Genomic DNA, 13,499 nt, shown 5'->3' with positions numbered 1-13,499 from the left:
TCATGTTGCTAGCCGACAATCTCTCGACCCGGATGACGGCGATCCTGCTGACCGGTCTGGCGGTAATGCTGTTGATCGGCGCGGCGCTTCTGGTGTGGCCGCAGGGCGGCGGCGAAGGCGGGGTGCGCTTCTATCAGCTGCCCCGCCCGTCAGAGGCGCGGGCCATCGTCGAGGCGGTGGAAGCCAGCCCGCCGGCGGCCAGAGCCAAGGTGATCGCGGCCCTCGACACCGGGGTGATCCGCACGACCCTGCAGCCCGACTTCCCCCCGCTACGGCTTCGCGCCCGGATCGCCGACGACCGCGACCCGGGCTACCAAGCCTATCGAAGCGCCCTGGGCAGTCGCGCGCTGCGCATCGACATCCGTCGCGGCGGCCGGCTGAGGGACGGCGCCCTGCCCGGTCGCCACGCGCTGCTGCTCTCGGTGCGGCTGACCGACGGCGAGGTGCTGGTCCTGAGACGCCGCGCGCCCGAGACCGCCCGCCTGTTCTTCGGTCGCGTCTCGCTGGCGGCCGCCGCCCTGCTGGCGGTCACCCTGCTGATGCTGGCCCTGGCCGTGCGTCAGACCACCCGGCCCGTAAGCCTGCTGGCTCGCGAGGTGGCCCGGTTCGGTGACGACCTGAACGCCAAGGTCCTGCCGCTGCGCGGTCCGCGCGAGCTTCGCGAGCTGTCGGCGGCGTTCAACACCATGCGGGAGCAGATCCGCGGCCTGATGGACGAGCGCACCCGGATGCTGGCCGCCATCGCCCACGACTTGCGCACCTACCTAACCCGCCTGACGCTGCGGGCCGAGTTCATCGCCGACGAGACCCAGCGCGCCAAGGCCGGAGCCGATCTGGCCGAGATGGCCCAACTGCTGGACGACACCCTGCTGTTCGCGCGCCAGGACGCGGGTCGCGGCGACGGGGCTCGATCGATCGACCTGCGTCGCGAACTGGAAGCCCTGGTCGCCCTGCGCCGAGAGATGGGCCAGACGGTCGTCCTCGCGCCAGACATTGCCGGCAAGGTCTGGTCCTCGCCCCTGGCTCTACGGCGGATGCTGGACAACCTGATCGACAACGCCGTCCGCTATGGCGGCGCGGTCACGCTCGACGTTCGCCGCCTGGAAGGCCAGGTCGAGATCGTGGTGCTGGACGATGGTCCGGGCCTGCCAGCCGAGGCGCTGGCGACCCTCACGGCCCCGTTCGAGCGCGGCGAGTCCTCCCGCAACCGCCGCACCGGCGGCGCCGGCCTTGGCCTGTCCATCGTCCAAGCCCTCGCCAAGGGACAAGGGGGGCGGCTGGTCCTGAGCAACCGACCAGAAGGCGGCTTGGCCGCGACAATCACTCTCCCGTCCGACGCGCCCTGATCCGCGGGGCGCCCCCTTGGCGCCCCAAGCCGCGCCCGGCGCAAAATCACCGCCGCGCCTCGAATATCAGCGGGCGTCGCCGCCTCATTGGCCGTGCAGCAGCGCCTCGAGCCGATAGGCCGAGACCGTCACCTCGCCACGCGTCGCGACCAGGGCGCTTTGCGCGGCCAGGGCCTCGCGCTCGGCGTCGAGAAGATCCAGAACGGGCTTTTGGCCCACCCGCACTTCATTACGGACACTGTCGAGCGCGCTGGTCGCGGCGCTGGCTTGGTCGGTGGCGGCCAGCATCACCGCGCGCGCGGTGACCACATCGCCCCAGGCGCCGATCACCGCCTCGCGCACCTGAGCCCGCGCCGCGTCCACGCCCGCCTGGGCGCGGCGAAGCTCCGCATTGGCCTCGTCGACGCGGCCGCTCACCGCGCCGCCTGAAAATAGCGTCCATCGCCCCTGCACCCCGACGGTCACGCCGTCGGCGCGGTAGCCGGGAAAGAACTGATCGCGCGCCGTGCTGGCGGTCGCGGTCAAGGCCAGGCTGGGCAGGCGTTCGGCGCGGGCGTAGCGGACCCCGGCCTGGGCCGCGCGCTCGGCCGCCTGAGCGGCCAGCAGAATGGGGCTGGATTGGGAAGCCATAGCGATCGCCTCATCGAGCGAGGCGGGCGTCGCGGGAGGCGCGATCGCCGTCTCCAGGCCGTCGGGCTCCGCGCCGACCACCGAGACGAAGTGGGCCCGGCTTCTGGCCAGCTGTCCTTCGGCCCGGGCCAGCGCCGCACGGCTCTCTGCCTGACGGGCCACGGCCTGGTCGAGTTCGGTGCGGGGGATCTCGCCGCCCTTGAAGCGAAGCTTCGCCTGGGCCGTGATGGTGTCCATCTGGACGACCTGCGCCCGGCTCAGGGCCAACAGGTCCTGGGCGCTGAGGACGCCGACATAAGCGGCCGCGACCTGTGCGCTCAGCATGGAGGCCGCGCCGCCAAGCTCGGCCTGGGCGGCGGTCTCACCCTCGCCGGCTCGGGCGATGGCGGCGCTGACGCCGCCCCCGGTGAACAGCGGCTGGCGCAGTTGCAGCGACGCCGCGCGGGGCGACACATCACTCTGACCAAAGCCGAAGAAGCCGCCAAGATCGGTCGTTCCGCTGGCGCTTTCGCCGGACAATGTCAGACTGGGCAGGCGGCCGGCGCGGGCCTGGGCCAGGCGAGCAGAGGCCGCGTCGGACTGGGCCTGCGCCTGGGCAAGTCCGGGATTGGAGCGCCGCGCCAGGGCGATGGCCTCGGGCAGACTCATGGCCGACGCGCCCAGGGGTGCGACGACACCGGCCAGCAAGGTCAGGGCGAGGACGGCGCGCATGGTGCTCACCGGAAGGCGACGCCCGGCTTGACGCCGAGCTTCTTGAAGATCATCGCGGCCGGGCAAAAACCGGTGAAGGCCGCCTGGATCATGTTGAGTCCGGCGAAGATCGACAGGGCGATCCACCAGGGATGAACGAAATGGGCCAACCCGACGCCCAGAAGGACGACAAAGCCGGCGAAAGCCAGAACCATACGGTCGATAGTCATGGTCAACCTCCTCTAACGGCTCAGGCGCTTGCCTGGGCCAGGGCCTGGTGCGTCCAGGCGACGATCTGGGCCGCGGCCCGGCGGACCGGGCGATGACGGCCCCGCCCCCCCTCAGGGCTTGATCTTGTGGATGCCCATGACGTCCAGGGCGAGCTTCTCGTAGAAGGGCTCGCTCTCGCCGCGCTTGACCTTGGCCAGGAAGTATTTCTCGAACCCGACCTTGGCCAAGTGCACCCACTTGCCGCTGGCCGACCAGTTGACGTTGCGCGGCGGGATCTGGGGCTGGGCGACGAAGGCCACGCCGCCGTCGCCGAAATCGGCCAGGCAGATGGCGTTCCAGGTCGCCTCGCGGGTGGCGGGGTGACCGTCCACGATGTCCTTGAGATTATGCGCGATGGCCGTGACCATGCTCTCGATCATGAAGCCGGTCTTGGGCACGCCCACGGGCACGGGCGTCTTGCCGGTCGGGGCGATCGCCACGCAGACGCCCAGGGCCATGACGTTCTGATAGGTCGGGTTGCGCTGGTGCTTGTCGACCAGGATGAAGCCGCGCGGATTGGTCAGGCCGTCGACCCCACGGACGGCCGCCACGCCCCGGAAGGCCGGCAGCATCATCGAATAGGCGAACGGCAGATCGTGAGTCGCCTTGACCGCGCCGTCCTCGCCGATCTCCTCCACATGCATCACGCCCGCCTCGACCGAGGCGACCTTGGCGCTGGTGATCCATTTGATATGCCGCTGGCGCATCTCGCTTTCCAGCAGACCCTTGGTGTCGCCCACCCCGTCCAGGCCCAGATGGCCGACATAGGGCTCGGAGGTGACGAAGGTCATGGGAACCTTGTCGCGGATCTTGCGACGCTTGAGCTCGGTGTCGAGGATCATGGCGAACTCGTAGGCCGGCCCAAAGCATGAGGCGCCCTGCACCGCACCGACGATGATCGGCCCGGGGTTTTCGACAAAGCGATCGAAGGCGGCGGCGGCGGCCTCGGCATGGTCGACATGACACACCGACTGGGTGAAGCCACCGTGCGGGCCAAGCCCCGGAATTTCGTCGAAGGCCAACTCCGGCCCCGTGGCGATCACCAGATAGTCGTAGTCGAGCAGCACGCCGTCGGTCAGTTCAAGCTGGTTACGATCGGGCATGACCTTGGCCGCCCCAACGCCCCGAAAGCCGATGCCCCTCTTCTGGAACACAGGCGGCAGCTTGACCTCGATGGCCTCGCGCTTGCGCCAATGGACGGCGACCCAGGGGTTCGATGGCACGAAGTGGAAGGTGTCGCCCTGCGACACCACCTCGACCTGGGCCTTGTCGCCGACAGCCTGCTTGATCTCGAAGGCGGCGATCGCGCCGCCTAGTCCAGCGCCCAGAATGACGATGCGGGGCTTGGCCATGATCTCGTTCCTCCGATGCCGTGGTTCGTAGCCGAGATTGGGCTCACTCCACCGGCTCATGTTGATCAGGATCAGGTTTGAGCCCGAACCACCGGGATACCGTCACCCTATCGATGCTTGACTTAATATTCGCAAAGTCGCATATACGCAACTATGAATTTTGAGCCTCACGCCCTCAAGGCCTCCGCGGACGACGCCTGCGCTCTGCTCAAGGCGCTGGCCAATCCGCATAGGCTGATGATCGTCTGCGCGCTCGTCAACGGCGAGCAGTCGGTGGGCGCGCTCGCCCAGGCCCTGGGGGTTCGCGAAACCCTGACCTCGCAACACCTGGGGCTGCTGCGCCGCGACGGCGTCGTCTCGGCCCGGCGCGAGGGCCAGACCATTTTCTACGACCTTCGCAGCGGCCAGGCCCGCGCCCTGGTCGAGACCCTGTCGCGTCTGTTCTGCGCGGTCCCCGAGACCGCCCCCTCCCCCGCCCCCTTCAAGGAGACCCATTGATGTTCGGATCGCCCAAGACCAAGGACCTCACCGCTCACCAGGTGAAGGCCGCCCTCGACGCCGAGAAGATTCTGCTGGTCGATGTGCGCGAGCCCGCCGAGTTCGCCGCCGAGCGCATTCCCGGCGCGGTTAATGTCCCGCTCTCCAGCTTCGACCCCAAGGCCCTGCCCGACGCCGGCGACAAGGCCGTGGTGTTCAGCTGCGGCTCTGGCAAACGTTCGGCCACGGCCGTGGGCCACTGCCAGAAGGCCGGCCAGGCGCTCGACACCCACCTGACCGGCGGGATCATGGCCTGGAAGGCCGCGGGCCTGCCGACCGTCCGCTAGTGTGCTGGATTTGAAGTTCGCCCGCACTTGGATCAGGCTCCGAGCGAACTTCAAATCCAAAAAAGCACAATAGAAACATAAACTTACTAGTGTCCCTATCGATTCCGAAGTTCGTCGGAGCTTGCCACGAACGCTTGCGAACTTCGGAATCGGGACACTAGTCGACCATCACAAGAAAAGCTGGAGGGGACGCCATGACGGCGCGGCCATATCTGATCAGCGCCTTGGGAGCGGCCTTGCTGCTCAGCGCCTGTGGCGAGCCCAAGGAGGCGGCGACGCCGACGATCAGGACGGCGCCCGCCGCCGGCCGTCTGACGATCCGCGCCCAGACCGTGGCGGACCTCAAACCCGTGCCCGGAACCCTGACCACGCGGGACATGGCCGAGGCCCGGGCGCGGATCTCCGGAACCTTGGTGGCCTTGAGCGTCAAGGAAGGCGACATCGTCCGCCAGGGCCAAGTGATCGGCCGGATCAAGGATGACCGGCTAGCCCTGCAGACCGGGGCGTTCGACGCCCAGGTCGCCGCCGCCGCCGCCGAGGCGGCGCGCGCCCAAGCCGATCTGGCCCGCACGCGCGATCTCTTCTCGCACGGCGTCTACGCCCAGGCCCGCCTGGACCAGGTCGAGGCCCAGGCCAAGGCCGCCAACGCCAATCTGACGGCGGCCCGCGCCCAGCGCGGCGCCAGCGCCGAACTGGGCGCCCAGGGCGCGATCCTGGCTCCGGCCGCCGGCCGGGTCCTGGTCGCGGACGTGCCGGTCGGTTCGGTGGTCATGCCCGGTCAGTCGGTCGCCAAGATCACCGCCGGTCCGCTCGTCGTGCGCATCGAGCTGCCCGAAGGCCAGGCGCGCGCCCTCAAGGTCGGCGATCCCGTCGATCTGGCGGCCGAGGACCTTCGTGGCGTCGCCGCGGGCGGGACCATCACCCAGATCTATCCGGCGATCAGCGGCGGACAGGTCACCGCCGACGTCACCGCCCCCAACCTGCCCGGCGACCTGATCGGCCGTCGCGTGCGCGCCGCCATCAAGATCGGGGAGCGCCAGGCGATCGTCATTCCAAGACGCTATGTCGTCACGCGGTTTGGCGTCGACTATGCGCGACTGGTCGGCGCCAATGGGGCGATCTCGGAATCGCCGATCCAGACCCGCGCGAGCGGCGCGCCCGACACCGTCGAGGTCCTGTCGGGCCTGCGCCTGGGCGACGTCCTCACCCCGGCGGAGACAGCCCGATGAACCTGGGCCTTTCCGGGCGCCTGACCAAGGCGTCGATCAAGTCGCCCCTGACGCCCCTGATCCTGCTGGCGGCGATCGCCGTGGGCCTCTTGGCCCTGGTCTCGATCCCCCGCGAGGAAGAGCCCCAGATCAGCGTGCCGATGGTCGACATCATGGTCGCGGCCCCCGGCCTGCGCGCGCCCGACGCCATCGAACTGGTCGGCAAGCCGCTGGAGACCATCGTCAAGAGCGTCGCCGAGGTCGAGCACGTCTACACCTTCGCCGACGACAACCAGGTGATGGTCACCGCCCGCTTCAAGGTCGGGGTCGACCCGGACGCCGCGGCCGTCCGCATCCACGAGAAGATTCGCGCCAACTACGATCGCATCCCCGCCGGCATCGCCGAGCCGCTGATCCAGACCCGCGGCATCAATGACGTGCCCAGCCTGGTGCTGACCCTGTCGCCGAAGTCCGGCGCCGCCGGCCAGTGGACCGATCAGGCGCTCTATGAGCTGGCGGGCAAACTGCGCACCGAAGTCGCCAAGGTCGATGATGTCGGCCTGACCTTCATCGTGGGCGGCCGCCCGGAGGAGATCCGCATCGCGCCCGATCCCACGCGTCTGGCCCAGCACGGCGTGTCGCTGGGCGCGCTGATGGACACCGTGCGCCAGGCCAACCGCGCCTTTCCCGCCGGCCAGGTGCGCGGAGGCGGCCAGGCGATCGACGTCACGGCCGGCCGCAGCCTGACCAGCGCCATCGATATCGGCCTGCTGGCCCTGCCTTCGGCGAGCGGCCAGGCGGTCTATGTTCGCGACGTCGCCGACGTCATTCAGGGACCTCGCGAAGACCAGGCCCGCGTCTGGCGCTACGCCCGCGTCGACGGCGTCTGGAGCCAGGCCCCCGCCGTCAGCCTGGCGATCGCCAAGCGCAAGGGCGCTAACGCCGTGGTCGTCTCCCAGGCCGTGCTCGCCCGCGTCGAGGCGCTCAAGGGCTCACTGCTGCCCGACAGCCTGGACGTGGCCGTCACCCGCGACTACGGGGCCACCGCCAACGAAAAGGCCAATGAGCTGCTCTTCCACCTGGGCCTGGCGACCCTGTCCATCGTGGTGCTGATCGGCCTGGCGATCGGCTGGCGCGAGGCGGCGGTCACCGCCGTGGTCATCCCCACAACCATCCTGCTGACCCTCTTCGCCTCCAATCTGATGGGCTACACGATCAATCGGGTCAGCCTGTTCGCCCTGATCTTCTCGATCGGCATCCTGGTCGACGACGCCATCGTGATGATCGAGAACATCGCCCGCCATTGGGCCATGAACGACGGCCGCAGTCGGATCGACGCGGCGGTCGACGCCGTGGCCGAGGTGGGCAATCCCACCGTGGTGGCCACCCTGACCGTGGTCTCGGCCCTGCTGCCGATGCTGTTCGTCTCGGGTTTGATGGGCCCCTACATGGCGCCGATCCCGGTCAACGCCTCGGCGGCCATGGTGTTCTCGTTCTTCGTGGCGGTCGTCATCGCCCCCTGGCTGATGGTGCGGTTCGCCCGCAAGACCCTGGCGGCCGGCGGTCACGACCACGATGGCGAAGGCAAGCTGGGCGCGCTCTATCGCCAGGTCGCCAGCCGGGTGATCGCCACGCGCGGGAGCGCATGGACGTTCCTGATCGGCGTGGGCTTGGCCACCCTGCTGGCCTGCGCCATGTTCGCCACCAAGACCGTAACGGTGAAACTGCTGCCGTTCGACAACAAGTCCGAGCTGCAGGTGGTGCTGGACATGCCGGAAGGGACCTCGCTGGAGGCGACCGGCCGGGCGCTGTCCGACGCGGCCGCGATCACCCGCACCCTGCCCGAGGTCACGGCGATCGACGCCTATGCCGGAACCGCCTCGCCGTTCAATTTCAATGGCCTGGTGCGCCATTACTATCTGCGTAACCGCCCCGACCAGGGCGATCTGTCGGTCGCCCTGGCCGAGAAGGGCGAGCGCAAGCGCTCCAGCCACCTCATCGCCCTGGACCTGCGCGAGCGACTGGCCAAGGTCGCCCTGCCCGCCAACGCGTCGATCAAGGTCGTGGAGGCCCCGCCCGGACCGCCGGTGATGGCCACCTTGCTGGCCGAAATCTATGGACCCGACGCCCAGACGCGCCGCGCCGTGGCCGAGCGGGTCAAGGCCATCTTCAAATCCGTGCCCTATATTGTCGACATCGACGACAGCTACGGCCAAGCCCGCCCCGGCCTGCGGCTGATCCCCGATCGCGATCGGCTGGAAGCCCTGAAGGTCGATGACCGGCAGGTGCTGGACTCGATCGGCGCGGCCTTCGGCGGTCAGGTGGTCGGCTACGCCCATCGTGGCGAAGGGCGCGATCCCCTGGAGATCTCGGTGCGCCTGCCGCAATCGGCGCGCAGCTGGGGCGAAGGCCTGGCGGCCCTGCCCGTGGCCCAGAGCCAGGGCGGCCGCCTCGTCGAACTGGGCGAGGTCGTCACCGCTTCCCAGGAGCCCGGATCGACCCACATCTTCCGCCGCGACGGCCGCGACGTCGACATGGTGATGGCCGAGCTGGCCGGCGCCTATGAAGCGCCGATCTACGGCATGATGGCTGTCGACAAGGCCATCCGGACCGCTGACTGGGGCGCCCTGCGGAGGCCCGACATCCGCATGAACGGCCAGCCGACCGACGAGCGCAAGCCCACCGTGCTTTGGGACGGCGAATGGGAGATCACCTGGGTGACCTTCCGCGACATGGGCGCGGCCTTCGGAGTGGCGATCCTGGGCATCTATGTGCTGGTCGTCGCCCAGTTCAAAAGCTTCCGCCTCCCCCTGGTGATCCTGACGCCGATCCCCCTGACCCTGGTCGGGATCGTCATCGGCCATATCCTGTTCAAGGCGCCCTTCACCGCCACCTCGATGATCGGCTTCATCGCCCTGGCCGGGATCATCGTGCGCAACTCGATCCTGCTGGTCGACTTCATCCGCCACAGCCAGACGGGCGGCCGGCCTCTGCGCGAAGTGCTGCTGGAGGCCGGGGCGATCCGCTTCAAGCCGATCGTCCTGACCGCCCTGGCGGCCATGATCGGCGCGGCGGTGATCCTGTTCGACCCGATCTTCCAGGGCCTGGCGATCTCGCTGCTGTTTGGCCTGGCCTCATCGACGGTGCTGACCGTGCTGGTCATCCCGGCGATCTACGTCGTCCTGCGCGACGACGAGCGTCCCGGACGCGCGCAACCCTCGAAACCTTGACCCAGGATGGCGATCGCGACCTCGAGCCAGGTCGCCTTGAACCTTTATGCGTACCTTCTACATTAGGCAGATGAACAACTTAGCCCTCTCGGCGCCGGCCGACGATATCCAGGATCTGGCCGCCAGCGCCCATTCCGCGGCCAGGCTTCTGAAGCTCCTGGCCAGCGAGCAACGCCTGCTGATCCTGTGTCGCCTGATCGATGGCGAGGCCTCCGTCGGCGATCTTGCGGCTCATGTCGGGCTGGCCCAGTCGGCGACCTCGCAGCATTTGGCCAAGATGCGCGCCGAGGGGCTGGTGGCCACGCGACGCGAGGCCCAGACCATCTTCTACCGGCTGGACGACCCGGCCGCGGTGCGTGTGCTGGAGACGCTTTGCGACGTTTACCGCGGGACGAGCAAGACCTGATCGCGACGTCGATCGTCAGTATTGCGCGCGGATCTCGAGAGAGATCGTCCTTGGCCTTTGCGGCGTGCTCTGCCGCGACAGCTTCACGGTGAACGGATTGCCGTAGGCGAACGTATCGCCCGCGCCATCGAAGAGATTGTCGACCGTCAGGCCCAGGCTCAAGCGTTCCGATCGAAGTCGCGCGGCGATGCGGGTCGTGGCGTAGTTCCCCATGGACGGCGCGGTCGCCCCATCGAAGCTCAGGCGCGAACGGCCGATATAGGCCGCCCGGACGTCAAGGCTCGCACGCCACCCCTCGCCCACGGATCGCTCGTAGTTCGCCCCGAGCGAAGCCGAGCCTCGCGGCACGCCCGCCAGGCCGAGGTCCTTGCGCCCGGGAAAGGCGGCGTTGACGGACTCCAGTTCCGGATGGTTCAGCAGGAAGCTGGCGTCCAGCCGCAGCCCTTCGTGGACATAGCTCCCTTCGAACTCCAGCCCGACGTTGCGGCCGTCGCCCAGGTTCGCCGTGTACGGCAGCCCCGAGGGCAGGAGCTGATCGCTCTGAATGTTCTTCCAAGACGCCAGGAACGCGGCCGCCCGCAGGCGCAACCGGCCGTCCAGCCACACGCCCTTCGCTCCCGTCTCATAGCTCCACAGCTCATCGCCGTCATAGCGACGCTGCGGCTCGCCGCCGGCGGTGTCGAAGGTCTGGGTCGGGATCACGGCCGTGTTGAAGCCGCCCGAGCGATAGCCTTCGGCCGCCTGGACATAGATCAGCGTCGCGGCGCTTGGCGCGAACGACACCACCACCTTCGGCGCGAAGCCGAGGTAGTTCTGGGCGTCGCGGAACACGGCCTCGGCGCCCGCCGCCGTCGCGCGGCTGGACGCCTCCGACCGCGTCGCGAACAGTCGCCCGCCCAACGTCAGGCTCCAGCCGCCGCCAAGATCGCCGATCGCCTCGCCGAAGAGCGCGCCCTCGCCCAGCACGTCGCGGCGCTGTTCGCGGACCAAGGGCGCGGCCGGCTGATCGGCCAGGAAGATCAGGCCATCGCGCCCCTGTCGGGTGCGGGCGAGGAAGGCGCCGACCTGCCATTGAATCCGCCCCGCCGGCCGTGACGCCAGCGACGTCTCGGCCACGACCGCGCCGACATGGTTGTCGTCATCGAAGGCCATCGCCGCGCCTGGCGTAGCCACGACGGGCGGCGCGGCGCTGGCGTCGTAGCGGCTGGAGAGATCGTGCCGCACGGCGGCCAGGGTGAACTTCGCGTCCTGTCCGAAAAGGAGACCCTGGGCGCCGACATGAACCTCGACAAAGTCGTTGTCGTGCGGCTCGGCGATCCGATTGCGACGCGCATAGGTCCCGACCCCGCGATCGGCGTACTGCGTGTCTTCGGAATCGATTGCCTGGGCGGCCACGCCGGCCTCGGCGGTCCAGTCGGCGCCGAGCATCGTCCGAGCGGTCAGGCGGACGCCCGTGCGGCGCGTGACGTTAACATCCGTCCGCCCTTGGCCGAGATCGTCGATATAGCCGCCCTGGCGCTCGGCATAGCCGACCAGCCGAACCGCGGCCCGGCCATGCAGCAGCGGCATGTTGATCATCGCCGACGCCAGTCCTCCGGCCTCACCGCCGTGGGTGGTCGAAGCCGAGACGGAGGCCCAGGCGTCGAAGGCCTCGGGATCCGGACGGTGCGTCGTCAGGTGCAGGACGCCCCCCAGCGAGCCGGCGCCGTAGAGAGCGCCCTGGGGGCCGCGAAGCACCTCGACCTGCCCGATATCGACCAGCAGCAGATCGGGGTCGGGGGCATTGTAGGTCAGCCGCACATCGTCGAGATAGATGCCGACCATCGACTGGGTCTGGCCGGTCAGGGGTCCGTCCGAAAGCCCCCGCAGGATGACCTTGTCCCGACCGGGTCCCAGGTTGGTCACCGTCATGGAGGGAACGGTCAGCGCCAGATCGGTGGCGTCGCGCACGCCCCGCGCCGCCGCGGCGCGCGCGTCGAGGACGCTGACCGAATAGGCCAGACGGTCGGCGATCGCCAGTCGACGGGTGGCGACGATCACCAATTCGGACAGCGGCGGCGGCGTCTCGGCCGCCGCCTGGACCACCGATGCGGGGGGCGGCCGCGTCACCATCGGCGGCGGCGGCGAGAGCGTGACCCTATAGACCCTCGGCGCGATCTGGCGAGCGTCGCATCCGGTGCCCCGCAACAACGCTCTCAGCGCTGTGTCGGGAGACGCGCGTCCCGAAAAGCCCGGCGACGGCCGGCATCCCTGGGCCATGCTCAGATCGATCGAAACACGCGCTTGCAAGGCGAACGCCGTGGCCGCCGCCTTGAAGGGACCCGCGGGCGCAGAGAAGACCACCTTCTCGCCCGCGTGGGCGCATGGCGACGCGACGGCCAAGCCGATCGTCGACGCCATCCCTAGGCGGCGCCACGCGCGGTTATGCAAAATCACGCCCCTCCAAGACCGTCAGGACGTCACCTTAGGACGATTTCCCCGTTCGCGCGATCGATGCTCAAACCCGCATAGGCGGCGAGCGCGCGGACCGCGGTCTCCTGGTCGTCCAGGGCGATCACGCCGGAGAAGCGCCGGGTCGCCGCCCCAGGCGAGATACGCACCGGCGTCGCGAAACGACGATTGAGGTCGGCGACGATATCGCCCAGCGTCTCGTTGTCGGCGACCAACTGCCCCTGGGTCCAGGCGAACGCGCCATCAGGCTCCACGCGCCGCACCTCCGATCGCGCCGCGCCCTGATCGTGACGCAGTTCCTGACCCACGGTGAGACGGCTCGGCGGTCCTCCCCGTCCGTCCCGCTGGGCGACCTCGACGACACCTCGGCGCACGGTGACCCGGACGCCGCCGACATCGTGGCGGATGTTGAATTCAGTGCCGACCACTCGCACGCGCTGGTCGCCCACCCCGATCACGAACGGCCGGGAGGGATCCTTCGCGACATCGAAGCTGGCCTGCGCCAAGCCCATTTCGACTCGGCGGGTTCGCCACCCCAGTCGAACGCTGAGCCGGGAGCCACCGTCCAGCATGATCCGGGTGCCGTCCGAAAGGTCGATGCGCCGCATCTCGCCCGGCTTGGTCTCGTAGGTGACCTGCTCGCCCCGCGCGGATTTCCAGAGCGCCGGGCCGCCAACCAGGACCGCCAGCGAGGCGGCGATCGCGCCGCCGATCCAGGCGCGCCGCGCCGGTCGCGCCGGTCGCGCCGTTCGTTCTGGAAACGCGATGACGTTCGGCCCCGGAGGCGTGAGCCCCGCCGCGATCTCGGCCTTCCTGAGATCGACATCGGCCATGATCAGTTCGGCGTCCTCGAAGGCGGCGAGCCGCGCTTCGGAGCCCTCGAGCCAGTCGGTCAGCGCCGTCCAGTCCTCGGCCGTCGCCGTGTCGGACTGGACACGGAGCAGCCATGCGACGGCTTCGTCGCGCAGCGCCTCCTTCGTCTCCGGATCCTGACCGTTCATTCGACTTCGCCATATCCTGGAAGGCCGTTCGCCTTTCCGTTCGCCCCAAAGACGCCACAAAGCGGCGGGCGCCTCAAAAGAATGTCGCACG

11 protein-coding genes are annotated in these 13,499 nt (G+C 69.1%); 6 read left to right on the top strand and 5 right to left on the bottom strand.

From position 1 onward, the window contains the following. Window positions 1-2: 2 nt before the first annotated feature. Window positions 3-1,346 (top strand): ATP-binding protein, encoded by a 1,344-nt coding sequence (locus AC1RNC_RS04680; RefSeq protein ID WP_492884098.1) that lies wholly within the window; start codon window positions 3-5, stop codon window positions 1,344-1,346. Window positions 1,347-1,430: 84 nt separating this feature from the next. Here the strand turns inward: AC1RNC_RS04680 and AC1RNC_RS04675 are convergent, their stop codons facing one another. From AC1RNC_RS04675 to AC1RNC_RS04665, 3 genes are all read right to left on the bottom strand, one after another. Beyond that, on the bottom strand, window positions 1,431-2,687 hold the full coding sequence (locus tag AC1RNC_RS04675) for a TolC family outer membrane protein (protein WP_492884096.1): 1,257 nt from the start codon (window positions 2,685-2,687) through the stop codon (window positions 1,431-1,433). 5 nt (window positions 2,688-2,692) lie between these two features. After that, on the bottom strand, window positions 2,693-2,896 hold the full coding sequence (locus tag AC1RNC_RS04670) for a YgaP family membrane protein (RefSeq protein ID WP_125158031.1): 204 nt from the start codon (window positions 2,894-2,896) through the stop codon (window positions 2,693-2,695). A gap of 111 nt (window positions 2,897-3,007) precedes the next feature. Further along, a complete protein-coding gene (locus AC1RNC_RS04665; RefSeq protein ID WP_492884094.1) occupies window positions 3,008-4,288 on the bottom strand; it encodes an NAD(P)/FAD-dependent oxidoreductase in 1,281 nt (426 codons plus the stop codon). A gap of 153 nt (window positions 4,289-4,441) precedes the next feature. Between AC1RNC_RS04665 and AC1RNC_RS04660 the strand changes: the two genes are divergently transcribed. The 5 genes from AC1RNC_RS04660 (at window position 4,442) to AC1RNC_RS04640 (ending at window position 9,956) form a co-directional block, all read left to right on the top strand. Beyond that, complete coding sequence (locus AC1RNC_RS04660) at window positions 4,442-4,786, top strand: ArsR/SmtB family transcription factor (protein WP_492884092.1); 345 nt, start codon at window positions 4,442-4,444, stop codon at window positions 4,784-4,786. Beyond that, window positions 4,786-5,112 carry a rhodanese-like domain-containing protein gene (locus AC1RNC_RS04655; protein WP_492884090.1) on the top strand — a complete coding sequence of 109 codons (327 nt, stop codon included), beginning with the start codon at window positions 4,786-4,788 and terminating at the stop codon, window positions 5,110-5,112. The genes AC1RNC_RS04660 and AC1RNC_RS04655 overlap by 1 nt, the downstream gene beginning before the upstream one ends. Before the next feature lie 194 nt (window positions 5,113-5,306). Then, entirely contained in the window at window positions 5,307-6,341 is a 1,035-nt protein-coding gene (locus AC1RNC_RS04650) for an efflux RND transporter periplasmic adaptor subunit (protein ID WP_492884088.1), read from the top strand. Further along, window positions 6,338-9,550, top strand: a complete 3,213-nt coding sequence (locus AC1RNC_RS04645) for an efflux RND transporter permease subunit (protein WP_492884086.1) — start codon at window positions 6,338-6,340, stop codon at window positions 9,548-9,550. The genes AC1RNC_RS04650 and AC1RNC_RS04645 overlap by 4 nt, the downstream gene beginning before the upstream one ends. Window positions 9,551-9,620: 70 nt before the next feature. Then, the gene (locus tag AC1RNC_RS04640; RefSeq protein WP_492839542.1) at window positions 9,621-9,956 is read left to right on the top strand and encodes an ArsR/SmtB family transcription factor; all 336 of its coding nucleotides are present in this window, start codon (window positions 9,621-9,623) and stop codon (window positions 9,954-9,956) included. Window positions 9,957-9,971: 15 nt separating this feature from the next. Here AC1RNC_RS04640 and AC1RNC_RS04635 read toward each other — a convergent pair whose 3' ends face one another. Further along, the gene (locus AC1RNC_RS04635) at window positions 9,972-12,143 is read right to left on the bottom strand and encodes a TonB-dependent receptor (RefSeq protein WP_492884083.1); all 2,172 of its coding nucleotides are present in this window, start codon (window positions 12,141-12,143) and stop codon (window positions 9,972-9,974) included. A 272-nt stretch (window positions 12,144-12,415) separates the two neighbouring features. Continuing rightward, on the bottom strand, window positions 12,416-13,408 hold the full coding sequence (locus AC1RNC_RS04630; RefSeq protein WP_492884081.1) for a FecR family protein: 993 nt from the start codon (window positions 13,406-13,408) through the stop codon (window positions 12,416-12,418). Between the last annotated feature and the right edge of the window lie 91 nt (window positions 13,409-13,499).

This window comes from Caulobacter sp. GW822-FHT01G02, from assembly GCF_058802865.1.
The sequence above is the reverse complement of the archived record's forward strand: the minus strand, read 5'-3'. Positions and strand labels throughout refer to the sequence as shown.